The following is a 23,957-nucleotide window of genomic DNA, read 5'->3' on the forward strand; positions in this document are numbered from 1 at the left end:
TCATTCATAGTGGGTCCACAGGCGCAGGACGCGAACGGTTTTTTCTTTGGCAAAAACTTCATACACAAGGCGGTGCTGGATATTGATACGGCGCGAGTATGCCCCCGCAAGATCGCCAACCAGCTTTTCGTAAGGCGGAGGGTTTTGAAAAGGATTGCTGGCAAGTATCACCAGCAGTTCCTGAGCCCGTGGTTTGAGACCGCTTGCGGCAATTTTTTTTGCATCCTTGATGGCTTGCTTGGCGTAAACGAGCGACCAGCTCACCACTTGAGCGCTTTCGCACTTTTCTCGAGAGGTTCAGCCATGCCCTTTTTAATGGATTCGCGCATGCCCGGCACAGCCAGCAGGTAGAGGGTTTCCTGAATGGCGCTCCAGTCATCCCCCGACACCAGAACGGCACTGCTGCGCTTGCCCGAAATCGTAATGGGCTGATGCGACTGGGCTGTTTCGTCAATCAGCCGGTACAGATTCGCACGGGCTTCGCTGGCAGTGAGTGTGTGCATGGGAACTCCTGGGGGGAAGATACCCGGAATCGTACGTATATACGTACTATTTGTCAAGCCGCAGCCCCGGTTTCAGGATCGGCCTTGAACAGCCAGGTCCGTGTTTATTTCGCCAACGCCTTCAGCGCCATCTTGATGCCGTCACTCACGCCCACATCCTTGGGCAGGGCTTTCAGAGCCAGCGCCGCATCGCGGTCGCTGTAACCCAGTGCGACCAGTGCCTGCAGGATGTCGGACTGGCTGTCGCTGCTCACGCTCACATGCACGCCGATGTCCGCGCCCAGCTTGCCCTTGAGTTCGAGCAGCAGGCGCTCAGCGGTTTTTTTGCCTATGCCGGGCACCTTGATGATGCGGCCGGCCTCCTGCGCGGTGACGGCCTGCGCGAGTTCCTCAACGCTCATGCCGCTCAGGACGCTGAGCGCGGTGCGCGGGCCGACGCCGGAAATCTTGATGAGCTGGCGGAAGGCGGCGCGCTCCGAAGGCTGGGCAAAGCCGTAGAGAATTTGCGCGTCTTCACGCACTACAAAATGCGTGAGCAGGCTGACTTTTTCACCCAGGCCAGGCAGGTTGTAGAAGGTGCTCATGGGCACCAGCACCTCATAGCCCACGCCGTTGCAGTCAACCAGGATTTCGGGGGGGTTCTTTTCAGCCAGCAGGCCGGAGATGCGTCCAATCATTCGCCAATGTTATCAGTCACACCTGGCTTGAATCTCGGGGGACAATCACACATCTAACGGCAAAACAGCCACCCAGCTCAAGGAAAACCCGCTTTTGATCCTCCGCTACACCTTCACGCCGCCCAACAACACCCGCATGGGCAACCTTTGCGGCCCCATGGATGCCCACATCCGCACAATTGAGGCGGCGCTGGACGTGACGATTGCGCACCGCTTCGAGCAGTTCAAGATAGAGGGCACCAAGGTCAAGGCCAACGAGGCGCTGGAGGTGCTGCAGGCGCTGTACGAGATGGCGCAGCGGCCCATCCCTGAAGAAACCGTGCAGTTGATGCTGGCGGGCGACACGGCCATGGGCATTGCGCCGGATGCGTCGGCGCTGTCTACCCGCCGCGCCGACCTGCGGGCTCGCACCACCAACCAGGGCACCTACCTGGAAAACATCGCCACGCACGACATCACCTTCGGCATAGGCCCGGCCGGCACGGGCAAGACCTATCTGGCCGTGGCCTGCGCCGTTGATGCGCTGGAGCGCAGCGCGGTGCAGCGCATCGTGCTGACACGCCCGGCGGTTGAAGCCGGCGAGCGCCTGGGTTTTCTGCCCGGCGACCTCAGCCAGAAGGTCGACCCCTACCTGCGCCCGCTGTACGACGCGCTGCATGAGCTCATGGGTTTTGAGAAGGTGCAGAAGGCCTTCGAGCGCCAGCAGATCGAAATCGCGCCGCTGGCCTTCATGCGCGGCCGCACGCTCAACCATTCGTTTGTGATCCTCGATGAGGCGCAGAACACCACGCCCGAGCAGATGAAGATGTTCCTCACGCGTATCGGCTTCGGCAGCAAGGCCGTGGTGACGGGTGACGTGAGCCAGGTCGATTTGCCGCGCACCCAGCTGAGCGGGCTCGTCGATGCCGAACGTGTGCTCAAAAGAGTCAAGGGCATTGCCATCACGCGGCTGACCAGCGCCGACGTGGTGCGCCACCCCTTGGTGGCACGTATCGTGGACGCTTATGACAAGACCGGCGGCGGCAAGGGCAATGATGACCATGTTGAGGTCATCGCCCCAGCCCACCCCGCACGCAAGACCAGCGCCCGGAGCCGCAATGGCTCGTGAACGTCTCAAGCAGCTCAGCCTGTCGCTGCAATTTGGCGAACTGAAAGACGCCGCACGCCACCGCGCCGCCCTGCCGCGCCACAGCGTGGCCCGCTGGATTCGCCATGCGCTGAACAGCGACGCCGAGATCACCGTGCGGATCGTCGATGCCGAGGAAGGCCAGGCGCTGAACCGCGACTACCGCCAGCGTGACTACGCCACCAATGTGCTGACCTTCGATTACACGCGTGAGCCTGTCGTCACCGCCGACCTGGTGCTGTGCGCGCCGGTGATTGCCAAAGAGGCGAAAGACAACAAAAAGACGCTGGCCGCGCATTACGCCCACCTGCTGGTGCACGGCACGCTGCACGCCCAGGGCTGGGACCATGAGACCGGCGAGGCGGATGCCGAGGCGATGGAAGCGCGGGAGGTCGAGATTCTGGCTGGCCTGGGCATGAAGTCGCCTTACTGAGCCCTTCCCAGGCTACGGGGCTGATTTTTAACGTCCACGTTAAATTTTTGCCGTGTACGTTAAAAAATTAGAAAAAGTTAACTTCCATATTAACTTTTGAGGTTTGAGTTGGCCCCAACAAGCCAGCCTGCTTAAAAAACAGGCAAAAAAGGCCTGTTTTCAGGCATAAAATCGGCCACAAGCCAATAAATACGCACGTGAGCAGCTATGAATTTAATAGTAAATCAAAGCTGCAAAGGGATGGTGACCGGGCCGTCGTTGACCAGTTCAACCCGCATGTCGGCGCCAAACCTGCCCGTGGCGACCACCGGGTGCTGCACCCGGGCCTGCGCCACCAAGTAGTCGTACAGCCGGCGGCCTTCATCCGGCGGCGCGGCGGCGGTGAAGCTGGGTCGGTTGCCGCCTGAGACGTCAGCCGCCAGCGTGAACTGGCTGACGATGAGCAGGCCGCCTTTGACGTCCTGCACGCTGAGGTTCATCTTGCCGTTGTCATCGGAGAAGATGCGCAGTTTGAGGATTTTGGCCAGCAATCTGTCGGCCCGGGCATCGGTATCGCCCTTCTCGGCGCACACCAGCACCAGCAGGCCCTGGCCAATGTCGCCGACCGTCTCGCCTGCAATCACAACCCGCGCCTCGCTGACGCGTTGCAACACCGCTTTCATCAGTCCGTCACGCCCGCCGCCACAAACAGCGGCTTGCCGACCGGCCCGGCCAGAAAGCTCACAAACTCCTGCGCCAGCGCCTGCTGCTTGCCCGAGGCCAGCGGCGCTGCCGTGTAAGAGGTGTAGTTCTGCACGGCCGCTGGCACAGGCCCGACAAACCTCAGGCCCTTGCCGCTGTACAGCAATATTTCAGTGATCGCGCCAAAGCCGACCTCCCTGCCCTTGCCCTTGATGACGTGTTCCATCACCGACGCGCCATCGGGGTAACGCGTGGTCTTGCCCTCGACCTGGCTGTAAACCTCCATCTTCCTGAGCAGGCCTTCAAGGTACAGCCCGGTCGATGCGCGGTTGAACACGAGCGAGTCAGCCGCCAGCACCGACTGCTTCATGGCATCGGCGCTGGAGATATCTGGCACCGGCGCGCCTTCGCGCACCGCCACGCCCATGCCCACGCGGCCGACGTTGGCGCGCGTTTCGGCCAGCTTACCTGCGCCGGCAAATTCGCCGATCACGGCCGGCGGCGCAATCACGACGTCGAACGCCGGGTTGCTGTCCATGCGTTTTTTGAGTTCAGGCGCGGTGTTGAAGGTGATCTGCACCTTGTGCCCGGATTGTTTTTCATAGGCCAACACGGCGGCCTTCAGCCCGGGCTCGATGGCGCCGGCGCTGAGCACGGCGATGTCGGCTGCAGATGCTGCGCCAACCAACAGTGCAGCAGCCAGCGGCAGGCATTTCGAAAGGACGGAAAGAGGGTTCATGAAAACTCCAGAATCAGGCGTTGAAAAGATCGGGTGTTGAGTGCGGTGCGACCTCTGCATTATTGACGGCCCCGCCGCCAGCGGCCACGGTGCTATCCCGCTATGCAAGAATGCCCGCATGCTCCCCACCCTGTACCGCCGCTGGCCCTGGATTCTTCTCTGGTGCCTCATCACCGCCATCGGCTGCCTGGTGCTGGGGCGGCTGCAGCTGGGCCAGATACGCGATGCCTTCGAGACCGACGCCCGCATCGCCCACCGCCTGCTGAGCCAGCGCGCCGTGCAGCACGACGCCGTCATGGCCATGCTGGCGCTGATGCAGGCCGCGCCCGATCTCTCACAGCCGCCGTCGGCGCAACCCGAGCAGCGCCTGCCTTCGGTCTACCCGCAGATCACCGGCGTGCAGCGGCGCGAGGTCGATGCCGCCTGGCCCGATGAACGTTTGACCAAGGCCGAGACGTTATCGCGCGCGCTCAAGCGGCCGGTGCTGGCCGTAACCGATTTTGCACGCGGCCGCTACCAGCTGGTGCTGGCAGCAGAACCGGTGAGCTACAGCCTGCAGATGGATGTGCGCGCCGTGGTGCCGTGGAGCGAATGGCCGATGGCGCCCGACGCCAGCCCGGTGCGCGTGACGCTGGAGCAAGACAGCCAGACCTTTGTCATACAACCCGGCCGCATTCGTGAAGGCGGCTGGCGTTTTGACTTTCACAAACACCTGGCCACCGACAGCCAGCCTTTTGATGTGTATGCGCTGCGCCAGGTCGGCTGGGGCGAAATGCCCTGGGCGTGGATGGCGGCCTGGGGCGTGCTGGTAGCCGCAGTATTGACGACTGCTTTCGCCCTGCTGCGCCAGCGCTCTGAACGCCAGCGCGCCGAAGAGCTGCTGCGCCTGGGCCAGGTCGCGCGGCTCAACACGCTGGGCGAACTGGCTGCCGGCATGGCGCACGAGCTGAACCAGCCGCTCACCGCCCTGCTCGCCAACACACAGGCCGCCTCACGCCTGCTGGCCGATGACCCGCCCGATCTGGACACGGCACGCGGCGCGATGACACAAGCCGCAGAACAGGCACGCCGCGCGTCAGACGTCGTGGGCCGCCTGCGCCGCGCTGTCGAGCGGCCCGACCGTGCTGCACAGGCAGAGGCCATCAATCTGCAGGACGCCGTCAACAACGCGCTGTATTTGCTGGAGCCCGAATTCAAAAAGCGCGAGGTGTCGCCGCAGGTGGCTTTGCAGCAAGCCTCGCCCGTCGTGATGGCCGAGCACATCGCACTCGACCAGATCATCCACAACCTGCTGATGAACGCACTGCAGGCGCTCGACAAGGTACCGGCCGCGGAACGCAAACTCAATGTGCGCCTCGGCAGCGAAGGCCGCGCAGGCGTGATGACCGTCAGCGACACCGGCCCCGGCATTGCGCCCGAGGTGCTGCCGCGTATCTTCGAGCCTTTCTTCACCACACGCGAAGGCGGACTTGGGCTGGGCCTGAGTTTGTGCGAGACCCTCGCCACCGGCATGGGCGGCAGCCTGGCTGCTTCGCACAACACGCCACGCGGGGCGGTGTTCAGGTTGTCATTGCCACTGGCTGGTGCGGATAAAAAGCCATCATGAGTTCAGCCACACTGTCGCCTTTAATTCATCTGATTGACGACGATGCCGCCGTGCGCGATGGCCTGTCACTCCTCATTAGTACCGTCGGCCTGCGCGTGCAACCCTGGGCCGACCCGCAGGCCTTCATGGCAGGTTTCGACCGCGACACCATAGGCGCCATCGTGCTCGACGTGCGCATGCCGGGCATCAGCGGCCTCACGGTGCTCGAAACGCTGATCGCGCAAGGCGTGGATCAGCCCGTCATCATGCTGACCGGCCACGGAACGGTCGAGATGTGCCGGCGTGCCTTCAAGTCGGGGGCCGCAGAGTTTCTCGAAAAGCCGGTCAACGACGAGCAACTGCTCGAAGCTCTGCAGAACGCCGTGCGCCAGCACGTCAAGTCACGCGAACGCAATAAAAACGACAGGCAGGCGCAGGAGCGGTTTGCACAACTGTCGGAGCGCGAGCGCGAGGTGCTGGGGTTGATCGTTGCCGGGCTGACGAATAAGGAGATCGGGCGGGCGCTTGATGTGTCGCCTCGTACAGTCGAGACGCATCGAGCCAATTTGTTTGCCAAGCTGGAGGCGGAGTCGCTGGCTCAGTTGATTCGGCAGTATGCGGCCTTGGTGGATACTACAGGCTAAAAATTGCAGGTGACCGGTCAGGTATCAGTTAGCTACCAGCGTTTCTCGAACTGCAGCAGTGGGCAAATCATGCGAGACGACGACACATACAGTAAATTGCTTGTCGCAGATGCGCAGCAGCAGACCGCCATGCGTCGCATGCAGCGTTCCAGACAGCATGAACTTGGGGTTTCCAGATGAATACACATCGAATCTTCGCCATGCCATTTGCGACCGTGTATCCCGCCTATGTAAAGAAGGCAGAACGCAAAGGTCGCACCCAGGAAGAGGTCGATATTCTCATTTGCTGGCTTACAGGCTATGACCAGGCTGGCCTGCAACACCAGATTGAAAAGAAGACAGACTTCGCGGCCTTCTTTGCACAAGCCCCCCGCATGCATCCGAACACTTCAATGATCACAGGTGTAGTCTGCGGCGTCCGCGTGGAAGAGGTAGAGGACCCGCTGATGAAAAAGATTCGCCAGCTGGACAAGCTGGTCGATGAACTTGCTAAAGGCAAGGCCATGGCAAAGATCCTTCGCCAGTGAATACCATGTCGTGGTGGTAGTTCTCGGTTAGGGTCAACCCACTCTGTAAATTTCGACCGCAAATCTTCACGATGGAGGAATCAATGAAAGCACTCTCGACCGTTCCCGCGGTTTTCGCCAGCCTGATCGCGTTGTCCACAAGTATGGCGCTTGCGGCTGACACTCCCCTTCGCTACAAGGGGGAAGTTGTACGTACTGACAACCAGAACTTTCGCGGCGGGGTCGAGTTCGACCTGACCAGCCTCACTGTCAAGCTCGAAAAAGGTCACCCGCTGTGCAAACCCGGGGCAGTACTGCCACTCAGGCTGATCTCCACCGAAGCCGCTACGCGCGTCTTCGAGTCGAGTGGTGACGCCGTGCACAAGGATTGTGTAAAAACATTTACCTTGACCGTAAACGGCGACGAGGTGGTCGGCACGATGAAGGGTGAACAGACCTTCAATGTGAAAGCTATCTTGGTCAAGTGACGCTGCAGCACTCCGTAGTTCTACGGAGCCCCTCGCGTAGCCCTACGAATGGGCAATGCGCCCTCCATTTTTTAAAGTTCATTCACGGTTAATCGAACCGGTTGAAGAACAAATTAATTAATGGAGAACACCATGCGCAACATCATCAAATTTTCTGCCCTCGCCCTGACCCTGGTCGCCGCTGGCGCGCAAGCGCAGGCTGTGCGTACCGAGAAGAACATGTCCCTCGACTTGGCCAACCAGATCGCTGCTGCCAGCGTCGCAGCCTGCGCCGCCAACGGTTATGCAGTGGCCGCCACCGTGGTCGACCGCGCCGGTACCGTGCGTGCCGTGCAGCGCGCCGACAACGCCGGCCCGCACACGCTGGGCGCGAGCCAGGCCAAGGCCTTCACCTCGGCATCGGCCAAGAACACCACGCTGGCCATGATGGACGCTTCGCAGAAGAACCCTGCTGCAGCCAACCTGGTGCACATTCCCGGCTACCTGCTGCTGGGCGGTGGCGTGCCGGTCAAGGTGGGCAATGAAGTGATTGGCGCCGTCGGCGTTGGCGGTGCACCTGGCGGCAACCTGGACGAGCAGTGCGCGATGGTGGCGCTGGACAAGGTCAAGGCGCTTCTCAACTAAACGCCGACTTTCAAAACCAAACTGAAGGAGAGCGCCATGCGCAGGACACATTTTTCTGAACTGAAGAAACTTGCAGCAGCTATCGCCATCGGTTTGGCTGCTGTAAGTGGCGGTCCTGCCATGGCGCAGGTCGCCCCCAGCGCGGCAGAAGCCGCGGCCTACACGGGCCTGCACGCCGCGGCCCAAAAGGGTGATGTCGCCAAGATCGAAAGGCTGGTCGCCGGCAAAGCCGACCTGAATGCACGCGATGGCAACGGCCGCACGCCGCTGCATGTGGCAAGTTTTGCGAAACAGCGTGAAGCGATACGTGCACTGGTCAAAGCCGGTGCCGACATCAACCTGCTCGACAAGGACAGGTACGACGGCGTGACGATTGCGTCGGTGGCCGATGACGAAGAAACCTTGCGCGTGCTACTGGCCTCTGGCGCCAGCGCGAAGCTCATCACCAGCCGCTACGACGGCACGGCCCTAATTGCGGCAGCGCACCTGGGCCATGACGGTGTGGTCAAACAACTGATCGCAGCCGGTGCACCTCTGGACCATGTGAACAACCTGCACTGGACGGCGGCGATTGAATCTGTCGTGCTGGGCAATGGCGGGCCGCGCCACCAGGAAACATTGCGCGCGCTGATCAACGCCGGCGCCAATGTGCAGCTGACAGACAGGCAAGGCAACACGCCACTGCAACTGGCCAAATCACGCGGCTATGCCGAGATGGTGAAGATGCTGGAGCAGGCGGGCAAACGCAGCCCCGCCAAATCCTGAAAGACTGATTGAGGGTTGTTACCGGGTCGGGATGCAGCGATGCAACCCTAAGATGAAAGGAATGCGGCACGTGCCGCATTCCTTTTTTATTTATCACCCCGAGGAGACACACGACATGAAAATTAACAAACGTGCTTCAGCCATTGTTCTGGGCGGCCTGCTCACCGTTGCCGCCGGCACGCTGTTTGCGCAAGCTTCAGGCCTGACGCGCACCCTGGTCGGCAAGGCTGACGTGTCTGTGCCCGGCCGCGAAGCCGTGGTCGCCCGCGTGGAAGTTGCAGCAGGCGCCAAGGCCGGCCGCCACACCCACCCCGGTGATGAAATCAGCTATGTGATGGAAGGCGATGTCACCCTGCTGGTCGACGGCCAGCCGCCCAAACAGGTCAAGGCCGGTGAATCGTTTGTCGTGCCTGCCGGCGTGGTGCATGACGCCCACAACAACGGCAGTGCAGCCGTCAAGCTGGTCGGTGTGTACGTTGTTGAAAAGGGCAAGCCGCTGGCCACACCGGCGCCCTGATACCGTCTTTGCAAGTGCCAGCGCGGAACCGGCTTTGCCGGGCCGCAGATGGCGCCCCCCTGAGGGGGGAGGCGGCCGACAGGCCGCTTCGGGGGGTTAGCTCAATTTGACTTTTGCGAACTTGCGCTTACCGACCTGAACCACATAGGTACCGGCATCGAGCTTCAGGGCCTTGTCGCTCACCACACTTGAATCAACCCGCACGCCACCACCTTCGATGAGGCGCGTGGCTTCGCTGCCAGATGGCGCCAGGCCTGCGGCCTTGAGCAAGGCGCCTATGCCCAGCGGCGCGCCCGACACGCTGACCTCGGGAATCTCATCCGGCACGCCGCCCTTGCTGCGGTTGATGAAGTCCTGCTCTGCAGCATCGGCTGCTGATGCGCTGTGAAAGCGCGCAGTGATTTCCTTGGCCAGCGCCACCTTGGCGTCCTTGGGATTGCGGCCGCCCTCAACTTCTGCCTTCAGCGCGGCGATGTCGGCTTCGCTGCGGAAGGACAGCAGCGTGTACCACTTCCACATCAGCACGTCAGAGATGCTCAGCACCTTGGCGAACATGGTGTTGGCGTCTTCTGAAATACCGATGTAGTTGTTCTTGCTTTTGGACATCTTGTCGACGCCGTCCAGGCCTTCAAGCAGCGGCATGGTCAGGATGCACTGCGGCTCCTGGCCGTATTCGGCCTGCAGGTGGCGGCCCATGAGCAGGTTGAACTTCTGGTCGGTGCCGCCCAGCTCGAGGTCGCTTTTGAGTGCCACGGAGTCATAACCCTGCATGAGCGGGTACAAAAACTCATGCACGCTGATGGGCGTGCCGGCCTTGTAGCGGTCATTGAAATCGTTGCGCTCCATCATGCGGGCGACGGTGTAGCGCGAGGCGAGCTGGATCATGCCGGTGGCGCCCAGCGGTTCGCACCATTCGCTGTTGTAGCGCAGCTCGGTCTTGCTGGGGTCCAGGATCTTGTCGGCCTGGGCGCGGTAGGTTTCGGCGTTGACCTTGATCTGCTCGGGCGTGAGCGGCGGGCGGGTGGTGTTGCGGCCCGATGGGTCGCCGATCAGGCTGGTGAAATCGCCGATCAAAAAGATGACGGTATGGCCCAGGTCCTGCAGCTGACGCATCTTGTTCAGTACCACGGTGTGGCCGACGTGGATGTCCGGCGCGGTAGGGTCCAGCCCCAATTTGATGCGCAGCGGCACGCCCGTGGCTTCGGACTTTGCCAGCTTCTGGACCCAGTCCTCCTGCGGAATCAGCTCTTCGCAACCCCTCAAGGTCACTGCCAGGGCCATCTTTACACGGTCAGTGACGGGGTATTTTGTAACAAGCGCTTGATTCATAAGGGTTTTTCACATGTCGGGGTGTTGTCTGACAGATATACTGGCATCCGTCTTGTGTCAGTGCACCATTTTAGTTGGCCTGCAAATTGCTGATCCAGACCAGAACGTTTGAGTCCGGTTGATAAAAGTCCCATGCCGCATGCCCAAAGGGTTTGTGGGTGGTCACCGATTCCTGATATCGCAGCCTGCAGGCCGTTTTTCGGTGGCAGCCTGCACTTTAGCTGGAAGTTTTTGTTTTGCGCCTGACCACTCCCAAGCAAGTTGTTCTTTCTGTCGCCGCCAGCCTGCGCCGCCACCCCAAACGAATCACCACCAGCCTTGCAGTCCTGCTGCTGGGCACCGGCGTCACCGCCTTCGGTGTTGCGCCCCTCGCGCCCGATGCGTCCGACCTGCCGATTCGCCAGGTGCTGGAAGCCGTGCAGCCCCTGCCGACCCAGGGCCAGACCGACGTGCTGGCTGATTTCCGCTTCAAGCTCTTTCGCACCGACAGCACCCGCAGCAGCGACAGCTTTGACTCCCTGCTCAAGCGCCTGAATGTTGACGATGCGGCCGCAGCCGCCTTCTTGCGCAACGATGCCAATGCGCGCCTGGTGCTGATGGGCCGCCCGGGCAAGAACGTCACTGTTGAAGCCACTGACAACCAGCAACTGCACAAGCTGACCATGCGCTGGCCGACCGACGATGAAACCATGTTCAAGCGCCTGGTGGTTCAGCGCGATGCAGCCGGTTTCACCTCACGCGTTGAAACGGCGCCTTACGTCGCTACCTCGCGTCTGGCCAGCGGCGCCATTCAGTCATCGCTGTTTGCAGCTACCGACGAAGCACGCATTCCCGACGGTGTGGCCGTGCAGATGGCTGAAATTTTCTCGGGCGACATCGATTTCCGCCGCGCGCTGCGCAAAGGTGACCGCTTCAACGTCGTTTATGAAACGCTGGAAGCCGACGGCGAAGCACTGCGCACCGGCCGCGTGCTGTCTGCTGAGTTCGTCAACGCAGGCAAGGCCTTCCAGGCGATGTGGTTCCAGCCACCGGGCACAGACAACACGGGCGCTGCGAACAAGGGCGGTTACTACACACTCGACGGCCAGAGCCTGCGCCGCGCCTTCCTGAGCTCGCCAGTCGAGTTCTCGCGCGTCAGCAGCGGTTTCTCGATGCGCTTTCACCCCATACTGCAGAAATGGCGCGCCCACCTGGGTACCGATTTTGCAGCCCCCACCGGCACACCCGCACGCGCTGTGGGTGACGGTGTGGTCGAATTCTCGGGCGTGCAGAACGGCTATGGCAATGTAGTTTTCGTCAAGCACCGAAATGGCCAGGAGACGGTTTACGCCCACCTGAGCAAACTCATGGTGCAGCGCGGCCAGAACGTCAGCCAGGGCCAGACCATTGGCCTGGTGGGCTCGACCGGCTGGGCGACCGGCCCGCACCTGCATTTTGAAGTGCGCGTCAACGGCACCCAGCACGACCCCATGACCATCGCAAAACAGAGCGAGACGATTCCGGTATCCCCGGCCGCCATGCCTTTGTTCAAGCAACTGGCTGCATCTGTCAAAACCGAACTGCAGGCTGCGACCACCATCGGCCAGACCCGCGCAGAATAAGCAGGTAAATGCCCATAAAAAATGCGTCCTGAGGGGCGCATTTTTTATGGCCTGATCACTCGGGCAAAATAACCTGATGCCTGATCTTTATATCGGCCTGATGTCAGGCACTTCCCTGGATGGCGCTGATGGCGTGCTGGCCGATTTTTCAGACGGCAAACTGAAGGTCATTGCGGCATTCAGTGAAGCATTCAGCGACAGCTTTCGGGCTGAACTGCTAGCGCTCAATTCACCTGCGGGCAACGAACTGCACCGCGCGGCAATGGTTGGCAATGAGCTGGCAAAGGTCTACGCCAAAGTGGCCAATGCACTCAAGGTAAAGGCATCGGGACCCGTAACGGCCATAGGCGCGCACGGGCAGACTGTCAGGCACCAGCCGCAAAAAGATACCGGTTACACCATACAGCTCAACAACCCTGCGCTGCTTGTTGAACTCACCGGCATTGATGTGGTGGCAGATTTCCGCAGCCGCGACGTGGCCGCAGGTGGCCAGGGCGCACCGCTGGTGCCTGCGTTTCACCAGGCCATGTTTGGGGGTGCCGACAGCACGGTCGCCGTCATGAATGTGGGAGGCATCTCCAACATCAGCGTGTTGCCGCCTTCAGGCAGCACCACGCCAGTCATTGGTTTTGACTGTGGCCCCGGCAACGCGCTCATGGATGCCTGGTGCCAGCAGCACACGGGCAAGCCTTTTGACGAAGGCGGCGCGTGGGCTGCAAGCGGCAAGGTGGTCAAGGGCCTGCTCGAAAGTTTACTCAGCGAACCCTACCTGCAACTGCCTCCACCCAAAAGCACAGGGCGGGACCTGTTCAGCATGCATTGGCTGGCGAGCAAGCTGGCGGCATATTCGTCAGAGCGGCCTGAAGACATACAGAACGCATTGACCGAATTCACCGCACGCGCATGCATTGCAGCCGTCAGCGAATACGCCAAAGACAGCGCAGAGCTATTAGTGTGTGGCGGCGGTGCGTTCAACACGCACCTGATGCATCGCCTGCAGGCCGGGCTGCCGGCGATGCGTGTGTCATCTTCGGAATCACGCGGCCTGCCGCCCCTGCAGGTTGAAGCGGCAGCCTTCGCATGGCTGGCACGACAGGCGATTCATCGCGAACCAGGAAATCTCGCCAGCGTGACGGGGGCTGCAGGCCCGCGCATTCTGGGCGCCATCTACCCAGCCTAGCTATCCCTGCCCGGAGGCTTCGGTCGATTCAGCTTTCTTGACCACGCGTACGGCAGGCGACAGTTGCCAGAAGATGGCCGCTGATGCCAGCGTGATGAGTCCCATGGTCACAAACGTCGCCTGAAAGGCGTACAGGACCTGTGTCGATTCACCACTGCCAAAATAACCCGTGAACCCGGCCAGCACGGCGCCCGCTGCGGCCACGCCCATGCTCATTGCCAGCATCTGCACCATGGACAGCAGGCTGTTGCCGCTGCTGGCCATATGGGGTTCGAGGTCACGCAGGGTCACCGTGTTCATGGCCGTGAACTGCATGGAGTTGACAGCACCAAACACTGCCAGCTGCGCGATGTGAAGCCACAGTGGCTGCGATGGCGTGATGAATGCAAAACTTGCCATCGTGACACCCACCAGCGCCGTGTTGGTCACCAGCACCCTGCGGTAACCGTAGCGCGTGATGAGCGGCGTGGTGACACGTTTGACCAGCATGCCGGCAACGGCCACGGGAATCATCATCATGCCGGCGCGGAACGGCGAGAAGTTGAGGCTGACCTGCAGCAGCAGCGGCACCAGAAAGGGCATGCACGAGCTGCCCAGGCGCGAGAACAGGTTGCCCAACAAGCCGATGCTGAGAGTGGGGATTGAAAACAGTTTGGGCGAAAAAAGCGGGTCTGGCCGCTTGGTCGCATGCAGCCAATAGGCCGTCAGGCTGGCCATGCCGAAAACCAGCAGCACCAGCACACTCACCTGCTTCAGCCCCAGCCCCGATACGCCATCGACTGCCAGCGACACCGTGACCATACCAAACGCCAGAAACAGATAGCCGGTGATGTCAAAGCGCGGCATGTTGGTGCGCGGGTTGTGCTGCATGTAAAACAGCGTGGCAACGGCACCGATCAGGCCAACCGGGATGTTGATCAGGAACACCCAGTGCCACGTGGCCACTTCCACCAGCCAGCCGCCCAGCGTAGGCCCCACCAGCGGGCCGACGAGGCCGGGAATTGCAATAAAGCTCATGGCCTGCAGGAAGCGCTCCCGCGGATAGGCCCTCAGCACGGCAAGCCGGCCGACCGGCATGAGAAATGCGCCGCCAGCCCCCTGAAGCACACGCGCCATCACCAGCTGGTCGACGTTGCGCGCCAAGGCGCAGGCGATGGAGCCCAGCACAAACAGCGTGATGGACGCGACGTAGACACGCCGCGTGCCGAAGCGGTCGGCGATCCAGCCCGAGGCCGGTATCAGCATGGCCATGGTCAATGAATAAGCGACGACTACCGACTGCATGCGCAGCGGGCTTTCGCCAAAACTGCGCGCCATGGCCGGCAGTGCCGTGTTGACGATGGTGGCATCCAGCGTCTGCATGAAAAAACCTATGGCCACCAGCCACAGCAGCATGCGCAGGGATTTTTCTTCGCTCGGCGAAACGGGTTTGATCAGCATGAACTTTTACAGGGTCTGAAAGCAAAAAGCCGCCTCAGGGGCGGCTTTTAAAAGCAGGTAGGGGCCAGTCCTCAGGCAGAGAAGCTGGAGCCGCAACCGCAGGTGCTGGTGGCGTTGGGGTTCTTGATCACGAACTGGGCGCCTTCGAGGTCGTCCTTGTAATCAATCTCGGCGCCAACCAGGTACTGGTAGCTCATGGCATCGATCAACAGCGACACACCGTTTTTGGTCATGGTGGTGTCGTCCTCGTTGGTGATTTCATCAAAGGTGAAACCATACTGGAAGCCGGAGCAACCGCCGCCCTGAACAAACACGCGCAGCTTCAGGTCCGGATTGCCTTCTTCGGCGATCAGGTCCGCCACCTTGGCCGCTGCGCTGTCAGTGAAGACAAACGGTGAAGGCATTTCGGTCTGGATATTTTCAGCAACTGCGCTCATGTGGAACTCCGTATTCAGGGCTTGAAGAGTAATAGTACAGCAAATTGATCAACCATACCGGCCTCATGCCTTCATGCCAACCCGCTCACCGCGGGCACAGGCATGTTGGTACTTACTCCCTGCTTCTGGAGCATCAGCCGGCTATTGCCAATGGCGGGTTGGTATTGTCTGCGGCAAGCGTGAGCAGGGGTTTTTCTTCCATGCCCTGGCTGGTAGGTCGCAACTGACCAAAGATGACCGCGCCCTGGTGCATTTCGAGCGCCTTGTAGGATACGTCTCCCTGAATACTGGCCTTGGGCTGCAATTCCAGCAGTTCAGATGCATGAACAGGGCCCAGCACCTTGCCGTTGATGATGACGTGGTCGGCATGGATGCGGCCCGTCACGCTGGCCGACTCACTGATCACCAGAATGCTGGACGAGCCTTCAGCCGCACAGATGTCGCCCACCACATCGCCGTCAATGCGCAAACCGTCGGTGAATCTCAGATTACCTTCGATGGCAGTACCCTGCGCGATAAGGCTTTTGATGGGAGGCTGCTTTTTCTTGCCGAACATGTGCGTCATTCCTGTAAGTAAAGAAGCTATTTCAGCTTGAAGGTTTGCACGGAACGGGTGGCCGTTCCCTCTAAAACCTTCGCTGTAACAGTTTGTACCACGGCTTGCGGGGGCAAATCCAGAACCCCCTCAACCCGCCGGTACTGTTTGAGTTGCAAGACCTGTGCCCCGCCCGGCAGGGTGGTCGTCCAGGCTTTGCCGGAAAGCGTTCCATTCACGGTCATCTCCAGCTTGCCCTTGAATTCTGCCGCGCCCTTGACCGGCTGAATCACCAAAACCTGCCATTTGAGCTGGGAACCCGAGACCATTTCAGCCTGCAGACTGCGGATGGACACGCCATCTGCACCACTCGCGGGCAGCAATTTCTCGAAAAAACCCAGATCATCCCGCAACAAGAGGTTGTCAGCTTCGAGTTGGCGGATCTGGGCCGCCATTTTCTCCTGGGCGGCTTTTTCTGCCGTCAGCAGGCTGCCTGACGTGTTCGCGATGGACTGGGCCTTGTCGCGGTCCGAACGCAAGGCCTGCACCTCGGCGCGCAGGGTTTGCAACTCCTGCTTGGCATTGGTGTCCAGGCCGGCGATGCCCTTGCCGAATTCAAATGCCCAGAGCGCCACTGCGGCTGAAAAGCCCAGCATGACGGCGCCCAGCAGCCAGCGCAGGGGCCAGGGCAAGGCGCTGCGTACAGACATGCGGGGGGAACTGATGGTGAGGCGGCGGCGAAAGAGGCGGAATTTCAAAAGACGTTCTGCGTTTTTTCAAAGGAAAGGCATTGTGCACGCAAACCGGGCGCCGTCCGGAAAATTGGGACGTAAAGCGTCGTAACTGTTTGCACTCACTTACATTCTGAGGCTCAAACAACCTCAATTGATGCCCAATAAAAAAAGCCGCCAGGCAAAACCGTGGCGGCTTTTTTGCAGCAGGGCTGCAAGCGGGATTAACGCTTGCTGAACTGCTTGCGGCGGCGTGCTGAACGGAAACCGACCTTTTTACGTTCGACTTCACGGGCATCACGGGTCACAAAACCAGCCTGGCTCAGGGCCGGCTTGAGTGTGGTGTCATAGTCGATCAGCGCACGGGTGATGCCGTGGCGGATCGCACCGGCCTGGCCGGACTCGCCGCCGCCGTGGACGTTGACCATGATGTCAAACGTCTCGACGTGGTTCGTCAGGAACAGGGGCTGGCGGCAGATCATGATCGAGGTCTCGCGACCGAAGAACACCTGGATGTCACGGTCATTGATCGTGATCTTGCCAGTGCCTTTTTTGATGAACACGCGGGCGACGCTTGATTTGCGGCGGCCGGTGCCGTTGTTCCAATCACCAATCATTTGGCCGACTCCTTGACTGCATTGGCAGACATGCCTGCAATTTCCAGCACTTTGGGCTGTTGGGCGGTATGCGGATGCTCAGCACCACCGTACACCTTGAGTTTCTTGATCATGGCGTAACCGAGCGGGCCCTTGGGCAGCATGCCCTTGACGGCTTTTTCCAGGGCGCGGCCTGGGTGCTTGGCCTGCATGTCGCGGAAATTGGTGGCAGTGATGCCGCCTGGATAACCGGAATGGCGATAGTAGATCTTGTCGAGCGGCTTGGCGCCGGTGACACGCAGCTGGGCTGCGTTGATGATGACGATGAAGTCACCGGTATCGACGTGAGGCGTATAAATGGCCTTGTGTTTGCCGCGCAAACGGAGAGCAACTTCGCTGGCTACTCGTCCGAGGACCTTGTCGGTCGCGTCAATCACAAACCACTCGTGCGTCACGTCAGCGGGTTTTGCGCTGAACGTTTTCATGAGTTTTCTCTTTAAAGAAGGTTTGGCGGGTTCTTTTCTACGGTCGGCGTTCTTCTGTTGAGAACCTCTTAGGTAGGAATTTTCGGCAAGGAAGGCAAATAAAGGCCGTCCTGGCCATCTTCGCCGCGGAACCACATATGCGCTGCGAAGCCCTCGATTATATGAAATATCGACCGGGTTGGTCAATTTCCGTTTTTTGGGCCAAAACACGGGCAAATGCCGGTTTTGGCACCACTGGCAGGTGCCCGGGCAGGCTTCAAGCAGGTACCATCAAGCCATGTTTTCCTACCGCCACGCCTTTCACGCAGGCAACCACGCCGATGTGCTCAAGCACACCACGCTGATCGCGTTGATGAAGTATCTGACCCAGAAAGACACGGCGCTGACCGTGATAGACACCCATGCCGGGGCCGGCCTGTACCGCCTGGACGGCGATTACACGGAAACCAGCGGGGAAGCCAAAGACGGTGTTTTCAGGCTTTTCCAGAAAGCTGAAGCGCCCGCCGGGGCGCCTGCAGCCGCTGCAACATCCGTCAAAAAAACAAAGCTCGCAGCGCCCATTGTGCTGTGTCCCGCCCTTCAGGCGTACGTGGACATTCTGCGCGGGCTGAACCCGCAATTCGCCGAAAGCGGCAACCCCGCGCACCTGAAGATTTATCCCGGCTCACCCTTTATTGAGCAGCAATTCCTCAGCGGCCGCGACAAGCTCAAGCTCTTTGAGCTGCACCCGACTGACTACAAATCCCTTTCTGGCAATATTGAGCAACTCAGTGTCGGCCGCCAGGTTGCGGTGGCGCGCGAAGACGGCTTTGAGGCGCTCAAGACCTTTTTGCCCCCGCCTGCGCGCCGTGCCATGGTGCTCTGCGACCCGAGTTATGAGATGAAGTCTGACTATGGCCGCGTCAGCGTGTGCATGGCTGACGCCCTCAAGCGCTTTGCCACGGGTACCTATGTGGTCTGGTACCCCGTGATTCCGCGGCCGGAAGCGCATGACCTGCCGCGCAAACTCAAAACCCTTGCAGTGAAGGCCTCAAGAAGCTGGCTGAATGCCGTTCTAACCGTCAAATCAAGCAAACTGACAACCGATGAGGCAGGCGATGTGGTCCGCCCTGGCCTGCCCGCCAGTGGCATGTTCATCATCAACCCGCCACACACACTCAAGGGTGAATTGCAACTGGCCTTGCCGCAGATGGTGGCCTTGCTGGGCCAGGACCGAAATGCCTCATTCACACTAGAACATGGCGGCTGACGGATTGCTGTTGGCTTGATTCCAGCGGCGCTGCACCCACTGTCCTGATCCAGACCGGCCGATGACCACCATCCTAGTAGTTGAAGACGACGACGCGATTCGCAACAACATCGTGCGCCTGCTCAAGCTCGAGGGCTTTGACACCATCTCGGCACCGGACGGCAATGCGGGCCTGGAACGCGCCCTCAGCTTCAAGCCCGACCTGATCGTCTCGGATGTCAGCATGCCGGGAATGAACGGCTTTGAACTGCTGGCGGTCATACGCAGCGACAAGGCCACGGCCACACTGCCCTTTATCCTGCTGACCGCTCTGGACGACCGGGAAAGCATGCGCAAGGGCATGACGGGCGGTGCTGACGACTACCTCTCCAAGCCTTTTACGCGTACGGAATTGCTTGATGCCGTCAACGCGCAAATCAAAAAACGGGGCCGGGTTGAAGCCGTCATCCAGACAGAAGTCGCTGCCGGCGAAGAGCGTTTGCGCGCGGCCTTTGCGCACAGCATTGGCGGCGGCATTCCGCAGGCCTTCATGGTCGAGGCGCCCGAAGGCGCTGTCACCGAACAATTGCCCGATGCCACCGTGCTGTTCTCGGACATACGCAACTTCACATCACTGGCGGAAAAGCTGGGCTCCAGCGAAGTCGCTGAACTCCTCACCGAATACTTTGAGCGCGCCTGCCAGCCGGTCCTCAAAAACGGCGGCCGCAACGTCAAGTTCATAGGCGACGGGCTGATGGCCGTATTCACCGACAGCGCCAAAGGTTCACCCCTGCCGGCGGCGCGCCGGGCCGTGTCTGCGGGTCTGGCGATGGCACTGGCGGCACACGAATTCCGCGCCTGGCTTGAGCAGCGTTACCCGGATCGCGGGCTGCCGCCGTTTGCCATCGGGGTCGGCATACACACCGGGGAAGTCACGCTGTGCCAGCTCGGTGCCGTGCAAAGCAGGGAGACCGCGCCGATTGGAGACACCGTCAACACTGCGGCCCGGCTGGAGGCAGCCAGCAAGGAACTCGGCTGGACGGTGGTGGCCAGCACCGCCGTCCTGATCAGGGCCGGCGACGGCATATTGACCGGCTCCAGTACCTCGCTGGCCGTACGCGGCAAGGAACTGGTCGTGGATGTGCTTGAGGTCACAGGCCTGGTCACCACCATGGCCGACAAGGTTCACGGCATGGCCAGCCTGACAGAGCGGGCGCAGGAAATCAGCGAGGCGGTCAGGGCCAATTCGGCCATCACGGCGCGCGCCGTCAAGAGCGCCCTGGACGCCAAACTCGCGGCCCTCAAGGCACAGGGTTTTGACCCATCCGTCGCCACTGTGCGCCTCAAGGGCTACCGCATTACAGGCAAGATTGGCTCCGGCGGCATGACCGAGGTGTACCTGGCCGAGCGCGAAGCCGATGGCCTGCTCATCGTGCTCAAGGTGCTTGACTCGCGCGGCAAGGAGGCATCCGAACACCTGGTGCGCTTCATCCAGGAATACGCGCTGTTGTCGAAGATCGACCACCCGCACGTGATCCGCATTTACGACCAGGGCTTCACCGACGAGCACGCCTATATCGCGATGGAATATTTCGAACGTGGCGACCTGCGCAGCCACTTCGGTCCGGACCTCACCCAGCAGCGCGCGCTCCGGGTGATCGATGAAGTTGCTCAGGCACTCGATGCCATCCACCGGGCCGGCATCGTACACCGCGACATCAAGCCCGAGAACATCATGCTGCGCAAGGACGGCAGCGTCGCACTGGCGGATTTCGGCATTGCCAAATCCATGCTCAAGGCCGAAAGCATGGGCCTGACGCAAACACGCCACGGCGATGTCGTCGGCACGCCTTACTACCTCAGTCCCGAGCAGGCAGGCGGCAGGGGCGTCACCATACAGTCAGACCTCTACAGCCTTGGCGTGATGATGTTTGAAATGCTGGCCGGCAAGCGGCCCTATATTGCCGAATCGCTGGAACTGCTGCTTGCCAAACACATGAATGCCGAGACGCCCCCCCTGCCCGCGTCGTGCGCGCACCTGCAGACGGTTGTCAACAAGCTCATGCAAAAAGACCCTGCCGCACGCTATGGCTCGGCAGCAGAACTTCTGGCAGATCTCAGGCAGGCCAGTTGAAGGTCTTCAGGTATTTATTCCAGTTTCCATTAGAAGCGAGAACAAGGCGCAAAGTCGCAGACAGTGCTGTGGCACGGCAAGACGAAGCAACGCAGTTATCGTTTTTAATGGGAACTGGAATCAGTTGGTACGTGAGTTCCAGACGTGAAGCTCAAAAAAAGCTTCGCGCACATTGATCTTCAACTGGCTGAATACTGCGCGGGTCGCTGCCTCGGCGGCTCTTTCCCAGAGGCTGATGGCCTGCAGCTCTTCAGGCGTCCTGGCGTCGAGCGGGTTTTCTGCATGCAGCGACCTTGCGGCCAGCCACTCGACATAGGCGCCACAGACTTTCGAAGGACTGCCAAAGGCCGACTCCAGTACCTCCAGAAACTTCGCCTCAGCCTGCGTTCTCACGCTCTCGGGGAGACCATTGGCAGCTTGAAGGGATGCGTTGTATTTGGCAGCTTTTCTGTTGGACATAACACCAGGGGGGGATGCAAACTTACGGTCCTAAGTATTACACGACGGCCCGAATATCTTAATACTTCAGTTCAGTATTTCAGCGCCGCACTCTTGCCCCAGAACACCCGGTAAGCAAACACCGTGTAGCCGATGATCATGGGCAGCACCACCGCCGCCCCTGCCAGGATGACGGCCATGGCCTCTGGTGCAGTCGCCGCCTGCCAGATATTGACCTTGTCAATGACCAGCCACGGAAAGAGACTGTAGGCCAGGCCGTAAAACGCGAGCAAAAACACACCCACGGTCGCACCAAATGGCACCCAGGCACCGTACTCGTTGCCCTGCCCCAGCCGCACCGGCAGGCGTTGCAGGCTGCGGTAAATCACCCAGAACAGCACGCCCGTGGCGGCGGGAATCGGCAGCAGCAGGATGATGTTTGGGAAAGAAAACCATTTGGCAAAAATCACCGGGCTGACCAGCGGCGTTGCAACCGAGATGGCTGCAATGCCGGCCATGGTGAGCAGCAGGCTGGCTTTGGCCCAGCGCACCGCGCGCAGTTGCAGTTCGCCTTCTGATTTGATGATGAGCCAGCCCGCACCCAGCAGGCAGTAGGCCGCGACCAGCGCCAGGCCGATCACGGCGTTGAACAGCATGGTCCACCAGGTACTTGCAAAGCCGGTGATGAGCGAGCCCAGCATGTAGCCCTGGCTCCAGCTGGCCAGCAATGAGCCGCTGTAAAACATGCGGTTCCACAGGGGTTTGTAGCTGGCCCGCGCCTTGACGCGAAAGTCAAACGCCACCCCACGCAAAGTCAGGCCTATGAGCATGAAGGCAACCGGCAGGTACAGCGCACCCAGAATCACGCCGTGCGCCAGCGGAAACACCGTGAGCAAAATGCCCACGCCCAGCACCAGCCACGTTTCGTTGGCGTCCCAGAAAGGACCAATGCTGGCGATCATGGTGTCCTTGTCGTCATCGCTGGCGCGCCGCATCAGCACACCGACGCCGAGGTCATAACCGTCAAGAATCACATAGGCCAGCATGGCCAGGCCCATGACGACCAGAAAGACAATCGGCATCCATCCTGCAGCCTGCGTGAGGTCGGGTGCGAGATCAAGCATTGAGCGCTCCTTCTTTTTCAGGATAGTTCACGACGTTGAGTTCCTTCTCGGTGTCGCCCGCCGTCTGGTCGTCTTCGCCGAACGGCCTGTCTGCATGCTTGCGGTGCCGCGCCAGGTAAAACACCACAGAGACATATGCGGTGATCAGCGCAAGGTAAAGCGTGAGGTACATCGCCAGCGTGAGTGCAATGCGCGGCGCAGGTACTTTTGAGGCCGCATCTGCCGCCGTCAGCACACCCGTCACCAGCCAGGGCTGACGGCCTATCTCGGTCACGTACCAGCCGGCGATCAACGCGATCCAGCCGGCAAAAGTCATGGCGACGAGCACGCGCGCGTGCCAGACCGTCAGCGTGCGCCCTGAGTTCTTCTTCCAGGGAGCGAGCTGAAATGTGGTGGCCCAGCTCACCAGCAGCATCAGCATGCCCACCCCCACCATGATGCGGAAGGCCCAGAACACGGGCGCTACCGGCGGGTGCTTGCCTTCAAATTCATTCAGGCCCCTGACCTCACCGTCCCAACTGTGGGTGAGATAGAGCGAGGCGAGTTTTGGAATCGCGATTTCGTAGCGATTGCTCCTGGTCTTTTCATCAGGCAGCGCAAACAACACAGCAGGAACACCTTTTTCAGTCTGCCAGATGCCTTCCATCGCGGCGAGTTTGGCGGGCTGGTGCTCCAGTGTGTTCAGGCCGTGCGCATCACCGGCCAGGATCTGCAGCGGGATCAGAAACGCCGCCAGGTAAATGCCCGTCTTCAGCCCCGCCATCACCTCGGCACTGCGCTCACTGCGCAGCCAGCGGTAGGCAGAAATGCCCGCCACCAGAAACGCCACCGTCAGGCCGGAGGCCAGCAGCATATGCGTTAGGCGATAGGGAAAGGACGGGTTGAAGATCACGGCAAACCAGCTCGTCACATGGGCCTTGCCGTTGATCATTTCAAAGCCTGCCGGTGTCTGCATCCATGAGTTCAGCGCAAGAATCCAGAAGGCCGACAGCGTGGTGCCACCCGCCACCAGCAAGGTGGCAGTGGTGTGCATGCGCTCGCTGACACGTTCGCGCGCAAACAGCATCACGCCCAGCATGGTGGCTTCAAGAAAGAAAGCCGTGAGCACTTCATAAGCCAGCAACGGCCCGGCAATATTGCCGACCTTTTCCATATAGCCCGGCCAGTTGGTGCCGAACTGGAAGCTCATGGTGATGCCGCTGACCACGCCCAGCGCAAAGGTCAGCGCAAAAATCTTAACCCAGAACTGGTAGGCGTCCATCCAGTACTGCTCTTTGCTGCTGACAAAACGCAGCTTGAAGTACAGCAGTACCCAGCCCAGCGAAATGCTGATGGTCGGGAACAGGATGTGAAAAGTAATGTTGGCCGCAAACTGTAGGCGCGCCAGCAGGAAGGGATCAAGACCGTCCAT

At 60.5% G+C, this 23,957-nt stretch carries 29 protein-coding genes; 13 read left to right on the forward strand and 16 right to left on the reverse strand.

The genetic code is table 11. The annotated features are described in order from the left end of the window. From HYX42_RS14805 to ruvA, 3 genes are all read right to left on the reverse strand, one after another. Entirely contained in the window at positions 1-264 is a 264-nt protein-coding gene (locus tag HYX42_RS14805; RefSeq protein WP_366931158.1) for a Txe/YoeB family addiction module toxin, read from the reverse strand. Next, on the reverse strand, positions 261-503 hold the full coding sequence (locus HYX42_RS14810; RefSeq protein WP_293404334.1) for a type II toxin-antitoxin system Phd/YefM family antitoxin: 243 nt from the start codon (positions 501-503) through the stop codon (positions 261-263). The genes HYX42_RS14805 and HYX42_RS14810 overlap by 4 nt, the downstream gene beginning before the upstream one ends. Positions 504-607: 104 nt before the next feature. Then, positions 608-1,180 (reverse strand): Holliday junction branch migration protein RuvA, encoded by a 573-nt coding sequence (ruvA, locus tag HYX42_RS14815; protein WP_293404336.1) that lies wholly within the window; start codon positions 1,178-1,180, stop codon positions 608-610. Positions 1,181-1,274: 94 nt separating this feature from the next. Between ruvA and HYX42_RS14820 the strand changes: the two genes are divergently transcribed. Then, positions 1,275-2,288: a PhoH family protein gene (locus HYX42_RS14820; RefSeq protein ID WP_293404338.1), complete on the forward strand. Its 1,014-nt coding sequence runs from the start codon at positions 1,275-1,277 to the stop codon at positions 2,286-2,288. Next, positions 2,278-2,739, forward strand: coding sequence for an rRNA maturation RNase YbeY (gene ybeY, locus HYX42_RS14825; protein ID WP_293404341.1), 462 nt, complete (start codon positions 2,278-2,280; stop codon positions 2,737-2,739). Before HYX42_RS14820 ends, ybeY begins: the two co-directional genes overlap by 11 nt. A 224-nt stretch (positions 2,740-2,963) precedes the next feature. Here ybeY and dtd read toward each other — a convergent pair whose 3' ends face one another. Next, entirely contained in the window at positions 2,964-3,401 is a 438-nt protein-coding gene (gene dtd / locus HYX42_RS14830) for a D-aminoacyl-tRNA deacylase (protein WP_293404343.1), read from the reverse strand. Beyond that, positions 3,401-4,159 (reverse strand): substrate-binding domain-containing protein, encoded by a 759-nt coding sequence (locus tag HYX42_RS14835; protein ID WP_293404345.1) that lies wholly within the window; start codon positions 4,157-4,159, stop codon positions 3,401-3,403. The genes dtd and HYX42_RS14835 overlap by 1 nt, the downstream gene beginning before the upstream one ends. A gap of 118 nt (positions 4,160-4,277) precedes the next feature. On the opposite strand from HYX42_RS14835, the gene HYX42_RS14840 reads away from it, so the two are divergent. Both HYX42_RS14840 and HYX42_RS14845 read left to right on the forward strand, forming a co-directional pair. Next, a complete protein-coding gene (locus HYX42_RS14840) occupies positions 4,278-5,765 on the forward strand; it encodes an ATP-binding protein (protein WP_293404347.1) in 1,488 nt (495 codons plus the stop codon). Further along, positions 5,762-6,388 carry a response regulator gene (locus tag HYX42_RS14845; protein ID WP_293404349.1) on the forward strand — a complete coding sequence of 209 codons (627 nt, stop codon included), beginning with the start codon at positions 5,762-5,764 and terminating at the stop codon, positions 6,386-6,388. Before HYX42_RS14840 ends, HYX42_RS14845 begins: the two co-directional genes overlap by 4 nt. 24 nt (positions 6,389-6,412) lie before the next feature. Here HYX42_RS14845 and HYX42_RS14850 read toward each other — a convergent pair whose 3' ends face one another. After that, complete coding sequence (locus HYX42_RS14850) at positions 6,413-6,595, reverse strand: hypothetical protein (RefSeq protein ID WP_293404351.1); 183 nt, start codon at positions 6,593-6,595, stop codon at positions 6,413-6,415. Here HYX42_RS14850 and HYX42_RS14855 point away from each other — a divergent pair. The 5 genes from HYX42_RS14855 (at position 6,589) to HYX42_RS14875 (ending at position 9,288) form a co-directional block, all read left to right on the forward strand. Next, positions 6,589-6,915 carry a DUF2200 domain-containing protein gene (locus HYX42_RS14855; protein WP_293404353.1) on the forward strand — a complete coding sequence of 109 codons (327 nt, stop codon included), beginning with the start codon at positions 6,589-6,591 and terminating at the stop codon, positions 6,913-6,915. The two genes, HYX42_RS14850 and HYX42_RS14855, sit on opposite strands and share 7 nt — an antisense overlap. Before the next feature lie 83 nt (positions 6,916-6,998). Continuing rightward, the gene (locus tag HYX42_RS14860; protein WP_293404355.1) at positions 6,999-7,382 is read left to right on the forward strand and encodes a hypothetical protein; all 384 of its coding nucleotides are present in this window, start codon (positions 6,999-7,001) and stop codon (positions 7,380-7,382) included. 132 nt (positions 7,383-7,514) lie between these two features. Beyond that, the gene (locus HYX42_RS14865; protein ID WP_293404357.1) at positions 7,515-8,006 is read left to right on the forward strand and encodes a heme-binding protein; all 492 of its coding nucleotides are present in this window, start codon (positions 7,515-7,517) and stop codon (positions 8,004-8,006) included. A 36-nt stretch (positions 8,007-8,042) separates the two neighbouring features. Beyond that, positions 8,043-8,771: an ankyrin repeat domain-containing protein gene (locus HYX42_RS14870; protein WP_293404359.1), complete on the forward strand. Its 729-nt coding sequence runs from the start codon at positions 8,043-8,045 to the stop codon at positions 8,769-8,771. Positions 8,772-8,886: 115 nt separating this feature from the next. Next, on the forward strand, positions 8,887-9,288 hold the full coding sequence (locus HYX42_RS14875) for a cupin domain-containing protein (protein WP_293404361.1): 402 nt from the start codon (positions 8,887-8,889) through the stop codon (positions 9,286-9,288). 96 nt (positions 9,289-9,384) lie between these two features. Here HYX42_RS14875 and tyrS read toward each other — a convergent pair whose 3' ends face one another. Beyond that, positions 9,385-10,617 carry a tyrosine--tRNA ligase gene (gene tyrS, locus HYX42_RS14880; RefSeq protein ID WP_293404363.1) on the reverse strand — a complete coding sequence of 411 codons (1,233 nt, stop codon included), beginning with the start codon at positions 10,615-10,617 and terminating at the stop codon, positions 9,385-9,387. A gap of 236 nt (positions 10,618-10,853) precedes the next feature. On the opposite strand from tyrS, the gene HYX42_RS14885 reads away from it, so the two are divergent. Together HYX42_RS14885 and HYX42_RS14890 are read left to right on the forward strand one after the other, a co-directional pair. Then, positions 10,854-12,218, forward strand: a complete 1,365-nt coding sequence (locus tag HYX42_RS14885; RefSeq protein ID WP_293404365.1) for a M23 family metallopeptidase — start codon at positions 10,854-10,856, stop codon at positions 12,216-12,218. Between the two features lie 73 nt (positions 12,219-12,291). Beyond that, positions 12,292-13,398: an anhydro-N-acetylmuramic acid kinase gene (locus HYX42_RS14890; protein WP_293404551.1), complete on the forward strand. Its 1,107-nt coding sequence runs from the start codon at positions 12,292-12,294 to the stop codon at positions 13,396-13,398. On the opposite strand, the gene mdtD is transcribed toward HYX42_RS14890, so the two are convergent. The 6 genes from mdtD to rplM all read right to left on the reverse strand — a co-directional run bounded on the left by mdtD (position 13,399) and on the right by rplM (position 17,622). After that, complete coding sequence (mdtD, locus tag HYX42_RS14895; protein ID WP_293404367.1) at positions 13,399-14,838, reverse strand: multidrug transporter subunit MdtD; 1,440 nt, start codon at positions 14,836-14,838, stop codon at positions 13,399-13,401. A 71-nt stretch (positions 14,839-14,909) separates the two neighbouring features. After that, entirely contained in the window at positions 14,910-15,275 is a 366-nt protein-coding gene (gene erpA / locus HYX42_RS14900) for an iron-sulfur cluster insertion protein ErpA (protein ID WP_293404369.1), read from the reverse strand. Positions 15,276-15,408: 133 nt separating this feature from the next. Beyond that, on the reverse strand, positions 15,409-15,831 hold the full coding sequence (locus HYX42_RS14905; protein ID WP_293404371.1) for a polymer-forming cytoskeletal protein: 423 nt from the start codon (positions 15,829-15,831) through the stop codon (positions 15,409-15,411). A 26-nt stretch (positions 15,832-15,857) separates the two neighbouring features. Next, positions 15,858-16,568: a DUF6776 family protein gene (locus HYX42_RS14910; protein WP_293404373.1), complete on the reverse strand. Its 711-nt coding sequence runs from the start codon at positions 16,566-16,568 to the stop codon at positions 15,858-15,860. A 197-nt stretch (positions 16,569-16,765) separates the two neighbouring features. Next, complete coding sequence (rpsI, locus tag HYX42_RS14915) at positions 16,766-17,158, reverse strand: 30S ribosomal protein S9 (protein ID WP_293404375.1); 393 nt, start codon at positions 17,156-17,158, stop codon at positions 16,766-16,768. Next, a complete protein-coding gene (gene rplM, locus HYX42_RS14920; protein WP_293404377.1) occupies positions 17,155-17,622 on the reverse strand; it encodes a 50S ribosomal protein L13 in 468 nt (155 codons plus the stop codon). Before rplM ends, rpsI begins: the two co-directional genes overlap by 4 nt. 277 nt (positions 17,623-17,899) lie before the next feature. Between rplM and rlmJ the strand changes: the two genes are divergently transcribed. Both rlmJ and HYX42_RS14930 read left to right on the forward strand, forming a co-directional pair. After that, complete coding sequence (rlmJ, locus tag HYX42_RS14925) at positions 17,900-18,871, forward strand: 23S rRNA (adenine(2030)-N(6))-methyltransferase RlmJ (RefSeq protein WP_293404379.1); 972 nt, start codon at positions 17,900-17,902, stop codon at positions 18,869-18,871. Positions 18,872-18,932: 61 nt separating this feature from the next. Then, positions 18,933-20,984: a protein kinase gene (locus HYX42_RS14930; RefSeq protein WP_293404381.1), complete on the forward strand. Its 2,052-nt coding sequence runs from the start codon at positions 18,933-18,935 to the stop codon at positions 20,982-20,984. Positions 20,985-21,104: 120 nt separating this feature from the next. Here HYX42_RS14930 and HYX42_RS14935 read toward each other — a convergent pair whose 3' ends face one another. The 3 genes from HYX42_RS14935 to HYX42_RS14945 all read right to left on the reverse strand — a co-directional run bounded on the left by HYX42_RS14935 (position 21,105) and on the right by HYX42_RS14945 (position 23,957). Further along, a complete protein-coding gene (locus HYX42_RS14935; protein ID WP_293404383.1) occupies positions 21,105-21,443 on the reverse strand; it encodes a hypothetical protein in 339 nt (112 codons plus the stop codon). A 71-nt stretch (positions 21,444-21,514) separates the two neighbouring features. Further along, positions 21,515-22,546, reverse strand: a complete 1,032-nt coding sequence (locus tag HYX42_RS14940) for a cytochrome d ubiquinol oxidase subunit II (protein WP_293404385.1) — start codon at positions 22,544-22,546, stop codon at positions 21,515-21,517. Next, complete coding sequence (locus HYX42_RS14945; RefSeq protein WP_293404387.1) at positions 22,539-23,957, reverse strand: cytochrome ubiquinol oxidase subunit I; 1,419 nt, start codon at positions 23,955-23,957, stop codon at positions 22,539-22,541. Before HYX42_RS14945 ends, HYX42_RS14940 begins: the two co-directional genes overlap by 8 nt.

Source organism: Polaromonas sp. (genome assembly GCF_016185115.1).
Taxonomy (GTDB): domain Bacteria; phylum Pseudomonadota; class Gammaproteobacteria; order Burkholderiales; family Burkholderiaceae_C; genus Polaromonas.

What these genes read in the sequence shown, in the direction of transcription:
- HYX42_RS14940 (WP_293404385.1), bottom strand. Translation starts at nt 22,546, where the DNA reads ATGCTTGATCTCGCACCCGACCTCACGCAGGCTGCAGGATGGATGCCG.
- HYX42_RS14810 (WP_293404334.1), bottom strand. Translation starts at nt 503, where the DNA reads ATGCACACACTCACTGCCAGCGAAGCCCGTGCGAATCTGTACCGGCTG.
- HYX42_RS14835 (WP_293404345.1), bottom strand. Translation starts at nt 4,159, where the DNA reads ATGAACCCTCTTTCCGTCCTTTCGAAATGCCTGCCGCTGGCTGCTGCA.
- HYX42_RS14935 (WP_293404383.1), bottom strand. Translation starts at nt 21,443, where the DNA reads ATGTCCAACAGAAAAGCTGCCAAATACAACGCATCCCTTCAAGCTGCC.
- HYX42_RS14865 (WP_293404357.1), top strand. Translation starts at nt 7,515, where the DNA reads ATGCGCAACATCATCAAATTTTCTGCCCTCGCCCTGACCCTGGTCGCC.
- ybeY (WP_293404341.1), top strand. Translation starts at nt 2,278, where the DNA reads ATGGCTCGTGAACGTCTCAAGCAGCTCAGCCTGTCGCTGCAATTTGGC.
- rplM (WP_293404377.1), bottom strand. Translation starts at nt 17,622, where the DNA reads ATGAAAACGTTCAGCGCAAAACCCGCTGACGTGACGCACGAGTGGTTT.
- HYX42_RS14860 (WP_293404355.1), top strand. Translation starts at nt 6,999, where the DNA reads ATGAAAGCACTCTCGACCGTTCCCGCGGTTTTCGCCAGCCTGATCGCG.
- rlmJ (WP_293404379.1), top strand. Translation starts at nt 17,900, where the DNA reads ATGTTTTCCTACCGCCACGCCTTTCACGCAGGCAACCACGCCGATGTG.
- rpsI (WP_293404375.1), bottom strand. Translation starts at nt 17,158, where the DNA reads ATGATTGGTGATTGGAACAACGGCACCGGCCGCCGCAAATCAAGCGTC.
- mdtD (WP_293404367.1), bottom strand. Translation starts at nt 14,838, where the DNA reads ATGCTGATCAAACCCGTTTCGCCGAGCGAAGAAAAATCCCTGCGCATG.
- dtd (WP_293404343.1), bottom strand. Translation starts at nt 3,401, where the DNA reads ATGAAAGCGGTGTTGCAACGCGTCAGCGAGGCGCGGGTTGTGATTGCA.
- ruvA (WP_293404336.1), bottom strand. Translation starts at nt 1,180, where the DNA reads ATGATTGGACGCATCTCCGGCCTGCTGGCTGAAAAGAACCCCCCCGAA.
- HYX42_RS14870 (WP_293404359.1), top strand. Translation starts at nt 8,043, where the DNA reads ATGCGCAGGACACATTTTTCTGAACTGAAGAAACTTGCAGCAGCTATC.
- HYX42_RS14875 (WP_293404361.1), top strand. Translation starts at nt 8,887, where the DNA reads ATGAAAATTAACAAACGTGCTTCAGCCATTGTTCTGGGCGGCCTGCTC.
- HYX42_RS14840 (WP_293404347.1), top strand. Translation starts at nt 4,278, where the DNA reads ATGCTCCCCACCCTGTACCGCCGCTGGCCCTGGATTCTTCTCTGGTGC.
- HYX42_RS14855 (WP_293404353.1), top strand. Translation starts at nt 6,589, where the DNA reads ATGCCATTTGCGACCGTGTATCCCGCCTATGTAAAGAAGGCAGAACGC.
- erpA (WP_293404369.1), bottom strand. Translation starts at nt 15,275, where the DNA reads ATGAGCGCAGTTGCTGAAAATATCCAGACCGAAATGCCTTCACCGTTT.
- HYX42_RS14850 (WP_293404351.1), bottom strand. Translation starts at nt 6,595, where the DNA reads ATGGCATGGCGAAGATTCGATGTGTATTCATCTGGAAACCCCAAGTTC.
- HYX42_RS14930 (WP_293404381.1), top strand. Translation starts at nt 18,933, where the DNA reads ATGACCACCATCCTAGTAGTTGAAGACGACGACGCGATTCGCAACAAC.
- HYX42_RS14945 (WP_293404387.1), bottom strand. Translation starts at nt 23,957, where the DNA reads ATGGACGGTCTTGATCCCTTCCTGCTGGCGCGCCTACAGTTTGCGGCC.
- tyrS (WP_293404363.1), bottom strand. Translation starts at nt 10,617, where the DNA reads ATGAATCAAGCGCTTGTTACAAAATACCCCGTCACTGACCGTGTAAAG.
- HYX42_RS14905 (WP_293404371.1), bottom strand. Translation starts at nt 15,831, where the DNA reads ATGTTCGGCAAGAAAAAGCAGCCTCCCATCAAAAGCCTTATCGCGCAG.
- HYX42_RS14845 (WP_293404349.1), top strand. Translation starts at nt 5,762, where the DNA reads ATGAGTTCAGCCACACTGTCGCCTTTAATTCATCTGATTGACGACGAT.